Source organism: Arachnia propionica, from assembly GCF_003859805.1.
Classification (GTDB): Bacteria; Actinomycetota; Actinomycetes; order Propionibacteriales; family Propionibacteriaceae; genus Arachnia; species Arachnia propionica_C.
The window spans coordinates 20,772-35,883 of the sequence record NZ_RQZG01000009.1 but is presented as its reverse complement, the minus strand read 5'-3'; the positions used below and the strand labels follow the sequence as shown (position 1 = coordinate 35,883).

Genomic DNA, 15,112 nt, shown 5'->3' with positions numbered 1-15,112 from the left:
GGGGTCAGGTCGTGTAGCGGCGGAAGCCGGGGGACAGCAGTGCGCAGACCGCGACCCCGAGCAGCACCAGCAGGCCGCCGCCACCGATGGCCCAGCCGAGCCCGAACAGTTCGGCCGCGCCGCCGTGGAGGATGTCCGCGATCCTCGGGCCTCCGGCCACGACGACGGTGAACACGCCCTGCAGCCGACCGCGCACGTCGTCGGTGGCGGCGCCCAGCAGGATGGCCTGCCGGAAGGCGGCCGAGACCATGTCGGCCACCCCGCCGACGGCGAGCATCGCCAGCGCGATGACGAACATCGGGTGCAGTGCGACGGGGGCCAGGGCGACGGCGAGTCCCAGCAGCGTGATGGCCGTACCCCACGCGGTGATCGACCACAGCACGGCCAGGCCCTGGCGACGGATCCGTGACACCCAGCCGCCGAAGACGCCACCGAGCAGCATCCCGGCCGGGATCGCGGTGTACAGCAGGGCCAGCTCCATGCCGCCGTCCCCGGGACCGCCGAAGGTGACGTGGGCGATCTCCGGGAACAGGGCCCGGGGCAGCCCGAGGATCATCGCGATGAGGTCCACGACGAAACTCATCAACAGCACACCGTGCCGGGCGAGGTGTGCCAGACCGTCGATCACCGAGCGCAGGCCGGGTGTCCCCGTCGCCCCCTCGACGGGGAGCCGCGGCAGGCGTAGCACGGCGTACCAGGTGGCGCACATCGTGACGGCGTCGAGGAGGTACAGCCACGCGTAACCCAGCACCGGGATGAGTGCCCCACCCAGCAGTGGTCCGGCGATGGCACCGCCGCTGAAGACGGTCATGCCCAGGGCGCTCGCGGCGGCGAGCTGGTCCTTCGGGAGGAGCCGTGCCGTGATCGCGTTGCGCACGGGGGAGTTGACGGCGAAGAAGGCCTGCTGCACGGAGAACAGCGCGAGCAGCAGCCACACCTGGTTCAGCTGCAACACCGCCTGCACCCAGAACAGCACGGAGGTGACGATCAGCCCCGTCGTCGTGATCTGCATCAGCCGACGACGGTCCATGTGGTCGGCCAGGGCCCCGCCCCACAGGCCGAAGACCACCAGCGGCACCAGGCCGAACAGCCCGGTCAGCCCCACCATCCCCGAGGACCTGGTGATGGCGTAGATCTGGGCGGGCACGGTGACGGCGGTGATCTGGGCCCCGATGACGGTGATGATGCTCGCGATCCACAGCCGTCGGAAGTCCGGGTTGCTGAGGGGACGGGTGTCCGCGAACATCCTGCGCAACCGTCCTGACATCACTGGAGAATGCTACTGCGTCAGTCCCGGCTCCCGCCGTGGGCTCCTTCCCCCGGTGGGTTCTGCCGTGCTGTCGGGTCCTGAGCCCGTGGAGAACCCGCGTCGGGACGCGGAGACCGCTCCAGCGGACATGACGGGATGACCTCAGGGCGCGGGCACGGGGTGCCCGAGACGTCGAGACCTCGCGACGGTTCCCCGGGACTCGTCCCTGGTCCCGACCGGGCTGCTCGCCTCGCGGTCCGGTGTGAGCGGTGACCACACGGACCACAGGACAACCCTCCGGTGTTGGAATGACTGCTCAGCCCATGGTGAGGACCAGTTCGCCGCCGTCGAACCTCGCCGCCACCACCTCGCGGCCCGTCAGGGAGTCCGGCAGTGCGATCCGACGGTGCTGGCCCCGGTGGCTGAGCAGCAGGTCACCGCCGTCCTGCTGCAGCTCCAGCTCGTCCCGCACGGCGTGCGGCAGGCTGAGGTGCAGCCGCAGCACACCGTCGCTGCGGGTCACCCGCATGTGCTCGCCCCGGTGCTGAACGACCGACGGGTCGTCGTCGCCGTAGAGCTGCCGCGCCAGGGACCGCAACGCCGCCATCCCGACGACCTCCCGCTCCTGCAGCGGCAGCCGGTGGATCGGCAGGTGCCCGAAGCTCTCCGCCACCCGCTGGACGCCGGCCGCCTGGTGCTCCGCCCAGCGTGCGAAGTAGCCGCTCAGCGCGGCCTCCGGATGGATGCGGTTGAGCACCACCCCGTCGACGAGGAAGCCGTACATCGTCAACCAGGTGTGGGCGCGACGGGTCTCCTCGACGACCACGTGCTCCGGGGTGGTGACCAGCCGCAGGGTGGTGCTGCGGCCGTCGTGGAGCAGCTCGCCGAGTTGCTTCAGACGACCGGTGAGGTTCAGCAGGTCGTCGAAGAGCCGGTCCTCGGGCATCGGGATCCGGGTCAGCCGCTCGAACGGCCTGCCGAGGAGCCGCACCAGTGCCCGCTTCGTCGGCAGGGCGGTCTTGATCAGCTGGTCGAGGCGCTCCGGGTACTTCAGCAGCGACATCGTCTCACCGGTCGGGGCGCAGTCCACCACCAGCACGTCGTGCTGGTCGGACGAGGCGTGGTCGAGGATCCGCAGCAGGGCGAACAGTTCGCCCAGCCCGGGCAGCAGCAGCGCCTCCTCGGTCGCCAACGACACCTCACCGCCGCGGGTCAGGAGCCGTCCCAGGTAGGTGCGCAACCCGGCCCAGGCCTTGTCGTTCTCCGCCAGCGCGTCGATCTCCATGGCCTCCAGGCCGGGCGCGACGACGCTCGGGGTGCCGGTCAGCGGTGTGCTGAGCGCATCCCCGAGCGAGTGCGCCGGGTCGGTGCTCATCGTGAGCACCCGGTGCCCCAGGTCCGCCAGGTGCAGGGCCGTGGCGACGGCGACGGTGGTCTTGCCGACCCCGCCCTTGCCGGTGAACAGGATGATCCGCACGGTCACTCCTCGATGTCGATCTTCCGGGTCCCGGATCGCGGGGCCGTTGGCGCGCTGTCGTCGTCGAGACAGGTGATGACCCAGGCCCGCCACCGCTCGTCGAGGTGGCGCAGGTGCTGCCCGGGGACGGGTGGGAGCAGGGCGAGGACGGCCTCACGGAGGTGGCGGCGGGCCTGGGCGAGGTGGGTGGCGCTGGTGTGGTTCATGACTGGTTCTCCTCGGTGGGGCGGAAACGGATGGTCAGGACGTCGTCGTGGAGCCCGGCACCGACGACGTCGTGGTGGCGCAGGGTGACGGGCAACGAGATGGTGCGTTGGACGCCACCGATGCGCAGCGTCAGGTCGGATGCGCTCCGTGTCAGCTCGATCCGGTCCGAGGTGGCCCCCGGCAGGGGCAGCTCGAGGTCGTAGCCGTCGTCGGCGGTGACGTAGCGTTCATGGGCCAGCCCGTCCGGGGTGTCGAAGGCGTCGGGGCCCAGTGCCGTCGCGGCGAGGTGGGTGAGATCGGCCAGGCCCCGCAGGTCATGGCCGAAGCGGGGGACCCGGGTGATGGGCAGGTGGCTGAACGACGCCTCGATCTCCGCCAGGTGCTGCTGCTGGTGCTCCACCCAGGTGTGGAAGAAGGCGTCGATCTCGTCCGGTGGGTAGAGGCCGTTGACGAAGACGTGGTCGACGGTGTACCCGAACAGGTTGAGGTACAGGTGGCTGCGTCGGGTCTCCTCGATGACCATCCGCTCGGCGAGGGTGACCAGCCGTACCGAGGTGACGGTGGGGTCCTTGAGGAGGCCCTGCACGTCGTGGAGGCGCTGGTGGAGGCGTTCGACGTCGTTCATGGCGCGGGCGTCCGGCAGCTCGATCCGCCACACCCCCTTGACCAGGGGGCGGAGGGCACGCACCGCGATCCGCTCCAGCGGGAAGACACGCTCCATCCACCACGTGAGCAGCTCGGGGAACTGCAGCAGCGACAGGGTCTCCCCGGTGGGGGCGAGGTCCAGGATGATGCGGTCGTGGCGTCCATCGAGGGCCAGCTGGTGGACCCGCAGGAGGAAGAACAGGGGGTCGAGGCCGGGCAGGTCCAGCACCTGGTCGTCGTCGATCTCGGTGATGAGGGAGCCGATGGCCCGGGTGATGTCGGGGAACTCCTCCTCGGCGACGCGTCCGGCATCCACCTCGGTGATCTCCAGGTTCGGGGCCACCTCGACCAGGCCGGGGGCGGGTGGGTGGTCGAAGAGGTCGAAGAGGTTGTGGGCCGCATCCATGCTGGCCAGCAGGGTGCGTCTTCCCTCCCGTGCCGAGGCGACGGCGTGGGCGGCGGCCAGGGAGGTCTTGCCGACCCCGCCCTTGCCGGTCAGCAGGATCATGCGTTCCATGGCTTTCCTTCCTTTCCTGAATGGTTCGAGTTTCGAAGTTCTTGGCGCAGCCGGGTGAACCGGTGTGGCTGCTCAGTCGGTGGGGATGCGGCGGATGGTGCGGGGTGCGGGGTCGGGTCGTGACTCGGCCAGCAGGTCGGGGATGCGGTCCACCACCTTCAGCACCACCTCGATCTCCTCCGGCGTCAGTTCCTCGAACAGTCGGCCGATCAGCGCGACGGTGTCCTTGATGCCCTGGAGGACGAGGGCGCGGCCCGTCCCGGTGAGTGAGATCAGCACGATCCGCTTGTCGTCCGGGCTGTGCTGGCGCTCCACGAGGTCGCGCTGCTGCAGCCGTGCCACCACGCCGGTCGTCGTGTTGAGGGGGGCGTTCAGCCAGGCCGCCAGATCGCTCATGCGGGAGCGTCGGACCCGGTGGAGGTGCAGCAGGGCGAGGATCTCGTTCCTGCTGAGGTCCTCGGCCAGGCCCAGCCAGGCCCTGGACGGCACCAGGGAGCGGAAGCGGTCCACCTGGTCGAGGAACATCGCCTCGAGGTTCATGACCCCTACCTCCCCTCAGATACTTCGCTGCTCGAAGTTTTCTCCAAGGGTAGCAGGTGAGGGCACTCACCGTCGCCGGTCGTCCCGGTCGTGGACGTGGGTCTCTCCGAGAAGCGGGAGCAGCAGGTGGGAGCAGCTCCGACGTCGCTGGGTGACGTCGACCGGGTTCCCCTGCGATTCGTGCTCGGTCCCGATCGCCCTCGGTGCGGCCAGTGGGGAGAGGTCGTCGGCTGAACACTGCGCCTGAGCGCTGCTCTCGACGTGACGCGGGGGTCTGCGCCTCAGTCGGGCTGCCGCAGCTCGCCCAGGATCGCGCCCAGCGTCTCATCCACCGGGGTGTGGGTCTCGCCCAGCAGGTCTCGGGTCATCTGGTCGTCCATCAGGTAGGGGGTCGTGAACTGCGGCAGCAGGGAGGCGACGGCACGCATCGTCGGGGAGAACCAGCCCAGGGCCGTGAGCAGCGCGCCCGGCAGGGGACGCAGTCGTGGGGTGTGGTCGAGCCCGGCGAGCGCCAGGAAACGGGTGGCGACCTCCCGACGGCTCATCGCGGCCGCACTCGGGACGTGCCAGGCGCGACCGCTCATCGTCGGGTCCGTGGCGGCGCGTGCCAGCAGGCGTCCGAAGTCCTGGACGGCGGTCCAGGTGTGGGGTGCGTCCGGATCGCCCACGATCCGCGCCGGGCGACCGGCGAGCAGCGGCGCGAAGAACCGCCTGCCCAGATGGGCGTTGTCGCCGGAGTCGGGGCCGAAGTAGTCGGAGCCCCGGACCTCGACGCCGCGCACCTGGCCGGCGTCATGGGCGGCGAACAGGCGCCCGGAGACCCGGGCGCGGACCTCGCCCAGTACCGTCGCGGGTTCCAGCGGGTCGGTGGCGCGCATCGGCATCCGCAGGGCGTTGGCGTAGAGGTTCCCTGCGACCACCAGTGTCGCCTCGCGAGTCGCGGCGGCCTGGATGAGGTGCTCGATGGCGGGCGGCCAGCAGGCGCGCCACGCCTTCGCGGTGTAGGGGAAGTTGCAGCAGGCCACGACGGCCTCGGCCGGGGGCAGATCATCCAGGCCGTTCCCCGTCACGACGTCGACCCGGACGTGCCGCGCACCGGGGAGGTTCGTGCCGGAACGGGTGGCGACGGTGACCTCGTGGCCCAGGCCCAGGAGGGCATGGGTGGCGGCGCGACCGAGTGGGCCGGCCCCGACGACGATGACGTGGGACATGGGGGCTCCTCCGACAATTCGTGAACGGTGTTCACCAGAAGTGTATACGGTGTTCACGAAACGTGGTGCACCAGGCTGGTCCGTCCCCGGGTCGGGGGCTCGGATGGGCGGGCGCACACTTCCTGGCCTGCCACCTCGGGCGCACTTTCTGCCTCGCCACCCCGAGCGCGAACCGCCGTTCTGCTTGCGCGAGACGCGGATGTCAACGCTGCCAAACAAGCAGAACGGCGGTTCGTGCTCGGGGTGGGCGGGGTTCGTGCTCGGGGTGGGCGGCTCAGTTGGGTGCCCTCCGGGGTGAGGGGGTGCTCCGTTCGTCAGGAGAGTTCCAGCGGCGGGCGCCGGACCAACGTCGGGGCCCGCCGGGCGTGAGAGACTGAACCCCATGGCCAGCCGAGTCGAAGCCCGCGCGGACTTCCACCGTCGTCTGCTGGACGCCGCACGTCGCAGGATGGCTGCCGACGGGGCGGCCGGGCTCGGGATGCGGGTGCTGGCCCGCGACCTGGGGGTGACCCCCGGGGCGCTCTACCGCTACGTGCGCAGCCGCGACGACCTGCTGACCCTCCTGGTGATCGACTCCTACACCTCACTCGGTGACGCCGCGGCCGAGGCGGAGAGCGCGGTTCCCCGCAGCGATGTCGAGGGTCGCTGGGTTGCGGTCTGGCTGGCGGTCCACGCCTGGGCCGGGGCCCACCCCCACGAGTACGCCCTCATCCACGGCACCCCCGTCGCCGGGTACCGCGCGCCCCAGGAGACCGTCGGGCCGGGAACCCGGCTGAACATCCTGCTGGCACGGATCGCCGTCGACCTGCCCGTGGCCGAGCCGCCCCCTCAGGTCGCGCCGCTGACCGGGGGACTCGCCGACGACGTGCAGCGCATCCGCAACTGGCTGGCCACCCAGGGGATCACGACGACGCACGTGCCGGACCCGGCGATCCTGGCCGTGGCCCAGGGCCTGAGCACCCTCATCGGGACGATCGGGCTGGAGCTGTTCGGCCACTTCAAGGGCGGATTCGAGAACCCGCGGGAGTTCGTCGCCCATGCCGCACGTCGCAGCCTCGCCGAGGTCAGCACAGCGATGGGTCACGTGTTGTGACGCAGGTGGGCGGGATCACGCCAGCCGAGGAGGGCCTCCGTCATGCGGGCCAGGTCGACATGGGCCGCGACGTCGTGGACGCGCAGGATGCGGGCCCCACGCGTGATGCACCACGCGGCCGCGGCCAGGGAACCCGCCAGGCGCTGCGGCTTCGGGCGGTCCAGGGTCTCGCCGATGAAGTCCTTGTTGGAGCAGGCGGCCAGCACCGGCAGCCCGAGTGTGGCGAACTCGTCGAGGTGCCCGATCAGGTCCAGGGTGTGGCGGGTGTTCTTGTTGAGGTCCGGTCCGGGGTCGACGACGAGCTGGCTCCGCTGCACCCCGGCGGCCTCGGCCCGGGCCACCCGTTCGGCGAGGTGATCGCGGACCTCGGCCACCACGTCGTCGTAGTGCGGGCGCGGCAGGTGGGTGCGGGGTGCGGCCAACGAGTGGGTGATCACCAGACCGGCCCCGGTGCGGGCGGCCAGCGGGGCCAACGCCGGATCGGCCAGACCGGAGGTGTCGTTGATGATGGCGGCACCCGCGTCGATGGCCGCCGCCGCGACCTCGGAGCGGAACGTGTCCACGCTGACGAGCACGTCGCTCCGCGCCGTCACCGCCTCGACGACGGGCACGACCCGGTCGATCTCCTCGGCCGTCGAGACCTCCCGGGCGTCGGGGGAGAACGGCACCCCGCCGATGTCGATGATCTCCGCCCCGGCTGCGATGGCCGCCAGGGCCGCCTCGACGGCAGGGGCGAGCTCGAAGGTGCGCCCGGCGTCGAAGAACGAGTCGCGGGTGCGGTTGACGATGGCCATCACGGCGACATGGCGCTCCAGGCCCAGACGGTCGAACACGGCTCCCATTCAAGCAGGCGGGGCGGGCCGCCAGCGCGACCCGCCCTTGGGAAAACTGGGGAACTCGTCATGCAACATCCAAGGGACCGATCCGGCGGAGGGTTGGTGATGAGTTCCCCGGATTCACATCATCAGGGCCGGATGACCTGAGCCTCGAATGGGTCCCGTCCCTTGCTGAGCCTGAGCTGTAAGTCCCACACGATGCTCGAATGGTTGAAGTAGTTCAAAGGGGCACGTCCCATGCGGCTGTGCCAGGCGCGGGAGGTCTCAGGACCGAAGAGGCCGTCGACTCTCACGCCGAGGCGGCCCTGGATGGCGCGGATGAGGGCGGAGCCGCCACCGCCGCTCCAGTCCCAGCCAGAACCTAGGTGGGTGTTTCCTGCCCGCCAGGTCGGGTCCTGTCCGGAGACGATGCCGTCGACCGGGGTCTTGAGGTAGCCCTGGAGTGCCCTGGTGGTCTCCGGGCCCCAGATGCCGTCGACGGCGATGGCCGAGGCCTCGGGGGTGGTGGCGGGGTTGGCCCAACTGAGCGCCCCGATGACTCCCATGGCGGGCAGTCCGATGGCGGCCTTGGTGAGCAGGCTGCGACGGTTCAGGTTGATCGAGTTCTGCATGTGTCTGCTTTCAGTTCGTTCAGGGTTGCGGGATGACCCGGGGAACTCGTCGCGCGATGTCCGGCCGCATCGGCGTGGAGCTGGTGACGAGTTCCCCGGATCCAGGTCAGATCATCAGACCGGACCGGAGGAGTGGGCCCGGAACGGGTCCCGGCCCTGATTGAGCCTGGTCTGGATGTCCCGCACGATGCCCGGATGGTTGAAGTAGTTCGAGACGACACGTCCCATGCGGCTGTGCCAGGCGCGGGAGGTCTGCGGGCCGAAGTAGCCATCGGCGGTCACGCCGAGGCGGCGCTGGATGGCGCGGATGAGGGCGGAGCCACCGCTGTTGCTCCAGTCCCAGCCCCACCCCAGGTGGGTGTTGCCGCGCCGCCAGGTCGGGTCCTGGCCGGAGACGATGCCGTCGACCGGGGTCTTGAGGTAGCCCTGGAGTGCCCTGGTGGTCTCCGGGCCCCAGACGCCGTCGACGGTCAGGGCCGAGGCCTCGGGCGTCGCGGCGGGGTTGGCCCAGCTCAGCGCCCCGATGACTCCCATGGCGGGCAGTCCGATGGCGGCCTTGGTGAGCAGGCTGCGACGGCTCAGGTTGATCGAGTTCTGCATGTGTCTGCCTTCCTGACTGTTCGTTTCGGATGGTGACGCGTCGTTGCTGTTGTGGTACCGGTACCCACTGTAGGTTTATACGAGGTTCAGACAAAGTATCCGTTCCGCCGGGTCGAGCGCGATGCGACACCGACCGAAAGCGCAAAGCCTGTCCTCCATCAGAAGGACAGGCTCGGAGATTCTCCTAGTGAGGTGGGTGAGAGGGGCCGGAGACCGGGACGGCGGCGGAAGCAAGGGGCAGGGAAGGATGTCCGCTGAAGGGACGACGCAATTCAGAACGAGTTGGTGGATCGGATGACAAGCGACGGGGGTGGGACGCGCAGCGCGTCCCACCCCCGCCATGGTTCCATCACCGTGTGGTGATGAGTGTCGTGTCAGTGGCCGACCAGCCCCTGCCCTCGTGCGAGTCTCTGCTGGATCGTGTGGACGATGGTGGTGTTCTGGTCGAAGTACGGACGGGGGGAGTAGCCCAAGGCTGCATGCCATGCCATGGAGGTCCGTGGGCCGAAGTAACCGTCAGGAGTTGCTCCCACGAGTCGCTGGATCGCGGCGATGAGGGCTGAGCCCCCGTCGTCGCTGAAATCCCAGCCGCTTCCCAGTCGAGTGTTGTTGCTGATGATCGCCGGATTCTGACCTGAAACGATGCCATCCCTCGGGGTCCCGAAGTACTCCTGGAGCGCTGCGGTGGTCCGGGAGCCCCAGATGCCGTCGACGAACGAGGCCGAGGCCTCGGGGGTGGATGTGGGGTTGGCCCAGGTGAGGGCACCGACGACTCCCATGGCTGGCAGTCCGATGGCGGCCTTGGTGAGCAGGCTGCGGCGGGTCATGCCGAGTGTCTGGTTCTGCATTGTGTCTGCCTTCCTGACTTTCGTTTCGGATGGTTTCGCACCGATGCTGTCGTGGGTACCTGATCCTCACCCTATGCACATCAGGGGTCGAGGCGGGAGCAGGTTTCGAGACACCGGAAATCGGAAATAGCGGGAGTGCAAGCCCAGAAATGGTCATCTGTTTGGCGGACACCGTTGGAGTCCCTCCTAGTGAGCGCGGCCTGCGAACGGCGTGCTGGATGGTGACGTCATGGATTTCGGAAAGCCCGGAGTCCGCTGAAGGGAGGACGGGGATCAGCCAGACCCGTCGCTTGGGACGACGCCGTGTGGCGTTGAACATCCGGGTTCTCTGCCGCTCTTGGCCACGGGAGGCCGGTCCGGGTGCGAAGAATGGCAGAGAACTCCACGGACGCAGGTTGTCGGCCGAACGGTCGCGCTACCCTGAAGCCATGACTCCAGTGGTGGCCATCGGGCCCTCCAACTACGCAGGCCAGGCCACCGCGTGGGCGCGGGCAGCAGCGCAACATCTCGGGGTCACGGCGTGGTCCTTCTCCGGGGTCCCGCTGCGTGGCGGCGGTTTCCAGTTCGACATCGACAAGATGTTCTCCCGGATCGGGTTCCGGCTCCCCCTCGCGTGGCGGGCACGGGCACGTCGATTCTTCGACGGGGTGAGTCACATCGCCCTCGACGGCTTCAAGACCTTCGCCCGCTGGGACCGCCACGCCGAGTTCCCCGCCGATGCCCGTCGCCTGGCCGAGATGGGGTACTCGATGGCCCTCATCGCCCACGGCTCCGACGTGCGCGACCCCCTGGCGCATCTCGCCCGCGACGAGTGGTCCTACTTCAGCGTCGGGGACGAGAAGTGGCGCTCCACCATGAGCCGCCAGACCGAACGCAACCGCGCCTTCGCGGCCGAGTGCGGCTGGCCGGTGTTCCACTCCACCCCGGACATGGGTTTCGACCTGCCGGGAGGCACCTGGCTGCCCGTCGTCGTCGACATCGACGCCTGGAGCTCGACGACCCCGCTGCTGGAGCGCGAGCGCCCCGTCGTGGTGCACATCCCTTCCCAGCGCACCCCACCCATCAAGGGCACCCAGTTCATCGACCCGGTGCTGCGTGACCTCCACGACGAGGGGGTGATCGAGTACGTCGCCCCCTCCGGGGTGCCCCACCAGGAACTCCGCCGGATCGTGCGGGAGTGTGACGTGGTGGTGGACCAGCTGCTGTTCGGCTCCTACGGGGTGGCCGCCGTCGAGGCGATGGCGGCCGGGCGCGTCACCGTCGGCAGAATGAACGATGCGGTGCGGTCTCGCATGACGGCGGCCCCCGAGTTCCTGGAGGCCAACCCGGAGACCTTGCGGGACGTGATGCTCTCCATCCGGGACCGCCGCGACGAACTGCGGGCCCAGGCCGCGCGGAACCTGGCCTTCGTGCGCACCTGGCACGACGGCCGGGTCTCGGCCGAACGCCTGGCGTCCTGGCTCAGGTGAGGGAGTGCGCGGTGAGCGCGGAAGAATTGTCGGTGCCGCCTCCTATGATGCCAGCATGGACATCACGGATTTCTGGGCCCTGCACGATGGCCCCGTACCCAGCCCCTTCGTCGGGGACGAACCCGATCTGTCACAGACGACGGTGAACCTCACCGTCGTGGACCTCGGCACCCTCAAGGTGCCGTCTGGTCTCGTCGAGGTCTCGGACCCGTTCGTCACCCTCTCCGAGTCGCAGTCCTTCCCCGTGCCGCCGGGCGAGTACCCCGTGAAGGTGACCATCGCCGATGTGTCCCTCGCCCAGGATGGCGGCCACCTGCGGGAGGCGTACCTCTCCTTGGTGCTGGGGCCGGGCGAGGCCGTCTCGGTCGAGCCCGCCGTGCCACACGGCGAGGTGAACCCTCGCGACGTGGAGGACGGCTGGTGGTGTGTCGGCGTCGACGCGGGCACCGTCGCCTTCGTCGATGCCGAGGCGGTCAAGACCTGCATGCCACCGAAGGACTGGCGTGTCTGGAACGACGAGCTGTTCGACCACGACGGCGAGGACTCGTGGTTCAACCTCATGGACAGCCACGACCACCACCGTGCAGGACTGGCGAACATCGTGCTGCCCAAGGCTGAGCATGGCGAGAACCTCGTGCTGGCCCACTCCGGCTGGGGCGACGGTGCCTACCCGGTGGCCCTGACCCGGGATGCCGAGGGCAACCCCGTCGGCCTCCACATCGACCTGCAGATCCTCATCGAGGAGGAGGATGAGGACGAGGACGACTACTGACGGGTGACCTCCGCCACTCCAGCGCAGTTCCTCTTTCCGCTGGTCGAGCCGAGGGCACCCAGCGCCCGACAGTCGAGACCTCTGGCGCCCGGTGCTGATTCTTGAATCGAGCGGGGTGAGTCTGGGGGTCGGGTCGCTGCTCATGGTCGCGGGGTCTCGACTCGGGATTCCCTCGCTTCGCATCAGGAATCCCGGCTCGACCAGCGGAGAAAGGGGCCCCGCTGGTCGAGCCGAGGGCATCCAGCGCCCGACAGTCGAGACCTCTGGCGCCCGGTGCTGATTCTTGAATCGAGCGGGGTGGGTCTGGGGGTCGGGTCGCTGCTCATGGTCGCGGGGTCTCGACGCGGACTGCTCGCTGGCGCTCGCGGTCCGGCTCGACCAGCGGGAAAAACGACCCTCCTGTCTCACCTGTCCCTCATGCCCCAACGTAACCTTCCGCGTACTCACCGCTGGGCGGTATCGGCTGGATGACGTCAAGAAGGACACCATCGGGGGCGGCGACGCTGAAGTGCCGCTGCCCGTAGGCTTCGTCCCGGAGCGGCTGAACGACCTCGACGCCTTGTTGCGAGAGCCGCTGGTGCAGCTCATCAACGTTGTCGACCTCCAGGTTCACGATCACACCATGTGGGCGAGCGCTGTACCCCTCCGGGATGGTCTCGTGGTCGTGGGCCAGGAGGGCAAGTTCGAAGCCCCCCAGGCGTAGGCTGACGTACCAGTCGGACTCGAAGGTCGTCTCGAAGCCGAGGACCTGACGGTAGAACGACGCTGCGGCCGAAACATCCTCTGACATGAGAACGGGGTAGAAGCTGGTGACTGACATGACTCTCCTTACATACACTGAGCACGTAACTGATCCCAGTATACATACACAGCGTACGTAAGGAGTTCCATGCCTCGCGCCTCAGCCGCTGACGCCGCCCGTACGGCCACACGGATTCTGCAGTCGGCATCCCGACTGTTCGCCACTCACGGCCATGCCCACGTCTCCCTCGACGACATCGCACACGACGCCGGCGTCACGCGGGGAGCCATCTACCATCACTACCAGAGCAAGAAAGGGTTGTTCAGCGCAGTGGTGGCCAGACTGCAGACCGAAGTGGCCGGGGCAGTCCTGGCCGCAGCGGAGGATGCAAACACCTCACCCTCCGATCAGCTCCGCGCAGGCTCTCATGCGTTCCTGGATGCGATCACCTCACGCGACTTCGCGCGCATCCTCCTGGTCGATGCGCCGTCGGTCATCGGCTGGCAGGAATGGCGACGACTCGACGACGAGAACTCCGTTGCCCATCTGCGCGAAGCCCTGCGCAGTGTCCGGGTTGCCGAAAATCTGGTGGAGGCCACAGCCGCACAGCTGTCGGGTGCCATGAACGAGGCGGCGCTGTGGATTGCCCAGCATGACGACCCCGAGACCGCGCGGACCGAGGCACACGCCGCCCTCGATCAGCTCCTCACCGCCTACACCAGTTGATCCACTGACCGGGTGGATCAGTGAATGGTCACCAGGCGACCTGCTCCAGCGGCTGCGGCTGCGGATGGCTGATCTGCTGCAGCTGCTCCACGCTGACCTGGCCCTTCTTCCACTCGGCCTGGATCCGACCACCCTCGATGTGGATGATGCGGTCGCAGAACCGGTGCAGCTCGTCCTCGCGGCTGGTGAACAGCACCACGCCCACGCCCCGGTCCGTGATGTCCTCCATCATCGAGGTGAAGCGTTTCTGCGCGGAGACGTCCAACCCGTCGCTCGGCTGCACCATCACCATCACGTTCGCGTTCTTCTTCGCGAACTCCTGCATCTGCTGCCAGCGTCGCTGCCCCGTCGACAGGGGACGGTTGAGCAGGGTGCTGATGCGTGACTCCGCCTTGCGGAGCAGCAGGAGGATCGAGGCGGTGTCCTCCACCATGCCCTCGTCCACCTCGTCGTCGACCATCGCCATGTTGCGGGCCGCGTGGGTGTCGCCCTCCGGGTCGCTCATGCTCGTCAGCACCGCGATCCCCAGCCCCGGCAGGTCCCGTGGCGCATCCAGCCGCCCCGGCCGACCGGCCACCGTCAGCTGCTGCGTCGAACCGGGACGCCGCCCCAGCAGGGTGTGCTTGATGTCGTCGACGCCCGAGTCCCTGGGGCCGATGAAGCCCAGGATCTCACCGCGGTTCAGCTGGAAGGACAGCGACGACCCGGCGCTGGCCAGGCCCCTCACGTCCAGGATCTGGTCCCCGGTGGTGTGGGACTCCGCCTCGGTCAGGCGTACCGCGGAGCCGAACATCGCCTGGGTGAGCTGCTCCACCGTCGTCTCGGCGGCCGTGAACAGACGGCTCACCTTGCCGTTGCGGATCACGGCGATGCGGTCGCAGACCTTCAGCGCCTCCTCCAGCTGGTGGGTGATGTAGATCACGCCCCGGTTGGCCTTGACCGTCAGGTTGAGGGCGTAGCGCAGCTCCTCGATCTCACGGGCGTTGAGGCCGGTGCTCAACTCGTCGATGACGATGAGCTCCCTGGGATCCGCCAGCATCCGCACCACCTCGGTCATGCGGCGTTCCGACGGTGTGAGCTCGGCCAGGCGGACCGTCGGGCGCAGCGAGATCCCGGTCTCCGAGAGCACCTCACGCACCCGGTACATCTGCTCGACGAAGGAGTGGGCGCCGTCGTCGTGACGGAACATCACCTCCGCCACCGTCATGTTGGGGTCGGTGGTGTGCTCCGGGTCGATGAGCATCACGCGGGAGGTGTCCATCGGGCCGCCGTTGAGTGAGATGGTCCCCCAGTCGGCCGGTGTCTGGCCGGCGATGATCGACGCAGCGGTGGACTTGCCGACGCCGTTCGGCCCGACGACGCCCAGCACCTCCCCACGGGCCACGTCGAGGTCGATGCCTTCGAGGACGGGACGTCCTCCGTAGGCCTTGCGCAGGTCGCGAACAGTCAAAAGTGGCACAGTCATCTCACTCGGTCAGCCCCTTCACGGTTCAAAGCGTGTCGGGTCAATGGACAAAAGTCAATTGATCATTTGCATAGGATAACAAGCTTCCGGGGAATCTTCAGTCC

The 15,112-nt window shown here is 68.7% G+C and carries 16 protein-coding genes; 4 read left to right on the top strand and 12 right to left on the bottom strand.

Features of this window, described 5'->3' with window-relative positions; translation table 11 throughout:
• Nucleotides 1–4: 4 nt before the first annotated feature.
• From EII34_RS09055 to EII34_RS09030, 6 genes are all read right to left on the bottom strand, one after another.
• Entirely contained in the window at nucleotides 5–1,267 is a 1,263-nt protein-coding gene (locus EII34_RS09055) for an MFS transporter (protein WP_185711261.1), read from the bottom strand.
• 298 nt (nucleotides 1,268–1,565) lie between these two features.
• Complete coding sequence (locus EII34_RS09050; protein WP_185711260.1) at nucleotides 1,566–2,726, bottom strand: ArsA family ATPase; 1,161 nt, start codon at nucleotides 2,724–2,726, stop codon at nucleotides 1,566–1,568.
• Nucleotides 2,727–2,728: 2 nt separating this feature from the next.
• A complete protein-coding gene (locus EII34_RS09045; protein WP_124844834.1) occupies nucleotides 2,729–2,932 on the bottom strand; it encodes a hypothetical protein in 204 nt (67 codons plus the stop codon).
• Nucleotides 2,929–4,095: an ArsA family ATPase gene (locus tag EII34_RS09040; protein WP_124844833.1), complete on the bottom strand. Its 1,167-nt coding sequence runs from the start codon at nucleotides 4,093–4,095 to the stop codon at nucleotides 2,929–2,931. Before EII34_RS09040 ends, EII34_RS09045 begins: the two co-directional genes overlap by 4 nt.
• Before the next feature lie 72 nt (nucleotides 4,096–4,167).
• A complete protein-coding gene (locus EII34_RS09035; RefSeq protein ID WP_124844832.1) occupies nucleotides 4,168–4,635 on the bottom strand; it encodes a MarR family winged helix-turn-helix transcriptional regulator in 468 nt (155 codons plus the stop codon).
• Nucleotides 4,636–4,916: 281 nt separating this feature from the next.
• Nucleotides 4,917–5,846: an NAD-dependent epimerase/dehydratase family protein gene (locus EII34_RS09030; RefSeq protein WP_124844831.1), complete on the bottom strand. Its 930-nt coding sequence runs from the start codon at nucleotides 5,844–5,846 to the stop codon at nucleotides 4,917–4,919.
• A 382-nt stretch (nucleotides 5,847–6,228) separates the two neighbouring features.
• Between EII34_RS09030 and EII34_RS09025 the strand changes: the two genes are divergently transcribed.
• Entirely contained in the window at nucleotides 6,229–6,939 is a 711-nt protein-coding gene (locus EII34_RS09025; RefSeq protein WP_124844830.1) for a TetR/AcrR family transcriptional regulator, read from the top strand.
• Here EII34_RS09025 and folP read toward each other — a convergent pair.
• The 4 genes from folP to EII34_RS09005 all read right to left on the bottom strand — a co-directional run bounded on the left by folP (nucleotide 6,927) and on the right by EII34_RS09005 (nucleotide 9,813).
• Nucleotides 6,927–7,772, bottom strand: coding sequence for a dihydropteroate synthase (gene folP / locus EII34_RS09020; RefSeq protein ID WP_221620255.1), 846 nt, complete (start codon nucleotides 7,770–7,772; stop codon nucleotides 6,927–6,929). The genes EII34_RS09025 and folP overlap by 13 nt on opposite strands.
• A gap of 131 nt (nucleotides 7,773–7,903) precedes the next feature.
• Complete coding sequence (locus EII34_RS09015; RefSeq protein WP_124844828.1) at nucleotides 7,904–8,386, bottom strand: peptidoglycan-binding domain-containing protein; 483 nt, start codon at nucleotides 8,384–8,386, stop codon at nucleotides 7,904–7,906.
• Nucleotides 8,387–8,500: 114 nt separating this feature from the next.
• Nucleotides 8,501–8,986 (bottom strand): peptidoglycan-binding protein, encoded by a 486-nt coding sequence (locus EII34_RS09010; RefSeq protein WP_124844827.1) that lies wholly within the window; start codon nucleotides 8,984–8,986, stop codon nucleotides 8,501–8,503.
• A gap of 374 nt (nucleotides 8,987–9,360) precedes the next feature.
• Entirely contained in the window at nucleotides 9,361–9,813 is a 453-nt protein-coding gene (locus tag EII34_RS09005; RefSeq protein ID WP_185711259.1) for a peptidoglycan-binding protein, read from the bottom strand.
• Nucleotides 9,814–10,262: 449 nt separating this feature from the next.
• Here EII34_RS09005 and EII34_RS09000 point away from each other — a divergent pair, with 449 nt between their 5' ends.
• Both EII34_RS09000 and EII34_RS08995 read left to right on the top strand, forming a co-directional pair.
• A complete protein-coding gene (locus tag EII34_RS09000) occupies nucleotides 10,263–11,303 on the top strand; it encodes a glycosyltransferase (protein ID WP_124844825.1) in 1,041 nt (346 codons plus the stop codon).
• A gap of 55 nt (nucleotides 11,304–11,358) precedes the next feature.
• Entirely contained in the window at nucleotides 11,359–12,075 is a 717-nt protein-coding gene (locus tag EII34_RS08995) for a DUF4241 domain-containing protein (RefSeq protein WP_124844824.1), read from the top strand.
• A gap of 415 nt (nucleotides 12,076–12,490) precedes the next feature.
• Here the strand turns inward: EII34_RS08995 and EII34_RS08990 are convergent, their stop codons facing one another.
• Nucleotides 12,491–12,895 carry a VOC family protein gene (locus EII34_RS08990; RefSeq protein ID WP_124844823.1) on the bottom strand — a complete coding sequence of 135 codons (405 nt, stop codon included), beginning with the start codon at nucleotides 12,893–12,895 and terminating at the stop codon, nucleotides 12,491–12,493.
• Nucleotides 12,896–12,964: 69 nt separating this feature from the next.
• Between EII34_RS08990 and EII34_RS08985 the strand changes: the two genes are divergently transcribed.
• Nucleotides 12,965–13,543 (top strand): TetR/AcrR family transcriptional regulator, encoded by a 579-nt coding sequence (locus EII34_RS08985; RefSeq protein WP_124844822.1) that lies wholly within the window; start codon nucleotides 12,965–12,967, stop codon nucleotides 13,541–13,543.
• A gap of 28 nt (nucleotides 13,544–13,571) precedes the next feature.
• Here EII34_RS08985 and EII34_RS08980 read toward each other — a convergent pair whose 3' ends face one another.
• Nucleotides 13,572–15,008: an ATP-binding cassette domain-containing protein gene (locus tag EII34_RS08980; RefSeq protein WP_124844821.1), complete on the bottom strand. Its 1,437-nt coding sequence runs from the start codon at nucleotides 15,006–15,008 to the stop codon at nucleotides 13,572–13,574.
• Between the last annotated feature and the right edge of the window lie 104 nt (nucleotides 15,009–15,112).

Excerpts from the sequence above, each read along its gene's own strand:
- EII34_RS09025 (WP_124844830.1), top strand. The coding sequence starts at position 6,229 with ATGGCCAGCCGAGTCGAAGCCCGCGCGGACTTCCACCGTCGTCTGCTG.
- EII34_RS08985 (WP_124844822.1), top strand. The coding sequence starts at position 12,965 with ATGCCTCGCGCCTCAGCCGCTGACGCCGCCCGTACGGCCACACGGATT.
- EII34_RS09055 (WP_185711261.1), bottom strand. The coding sequence starts at position 1,267 with ATGTCAGGACGGTTGCGCAGGATGTTCGCGGACACCCGTCCCCTCAGC.
- EII34_RS09015 (WP_124844828.1), bottom strand. The coding sequence starts at position 8,386 with ATGCAGAACTCGATCAACCTGAACCGTCGCAGCCTGCTCACCAAGGCC.
- EII34_RS08980 (WP_124844821.1), bottom strand. The coding sequence starts at position 15,008 with ATGACTGTGCCACTTTTGACTGTTCGCGACCTGCGCAAGGCCTACGGA.
- EII34_RS09000 (WP_124844825.1), top strand. The coding sequence starts at position 10,263 with ATGACTCCAGTGGTGGCCATCGGGCCCTCCAACTACGCAGGCCAGGCC.
- EII34_RS09030 (WP_124844831.1), bottom strand. The coding sequence starts at position 5,846 with ATGTCCCACGTCATCGTCGTCGGGGCCGGCCCACTCGGTCGCGCCGCC.
- EII34_RS09045 (WP_124844834.1), bottom strand. The coding sequence starts at position 2,932 with ATGAACCACACCAGCGCCACCCACCTCGCCCAGGCCCGCCGCCACCTC.
- EII34_RS09035 (WP_124844832.1), bottom strand. The coding sequence starts at position 4,635 with ATGAACCTCGAGGCGATGTTCCTCGACCAGGTGGACCGCTTCCGCTCC.
- EII34_RS09040 (WP_124844833.1), bottom strand. The coding sequence starts at position 4,095 with ATGGAACGCATGATCCTGCTGACCGGCAAGGGCGGGGTCGGCAAGACC.
- EII34_RS08995 (WP_124844824.1), top strand. The coding sequence starts at position 11,359 with ATGGACATCACGGATTTCTGGGCCCTGCACGATGGCCCCGTACCCAGC.
- EII34_RS09010 (WP_124844827.1), bottom strand. The coding sequence starts at position 8,986 with ATGCAGAACTCGATCAACCTGAGCCGTCGCAGCCTGCTCACCAAGGCC.
- EII34_RS08990 (WP_124844823.1), bottom strand. The coding sequence starts at position 12,895 with ATGTCAGTCACCAGCTTCTACCCCGTTCTCATGTCAGAGGATGTTTCG.
- EII34_RS09005 (WP_185711259.1), bottom strand. The coding sequence starts at position 9,813 with ATGACCCGCCGCAGCCTGCTCACCAAGGCCGCCATCGGACTGCCAGCC.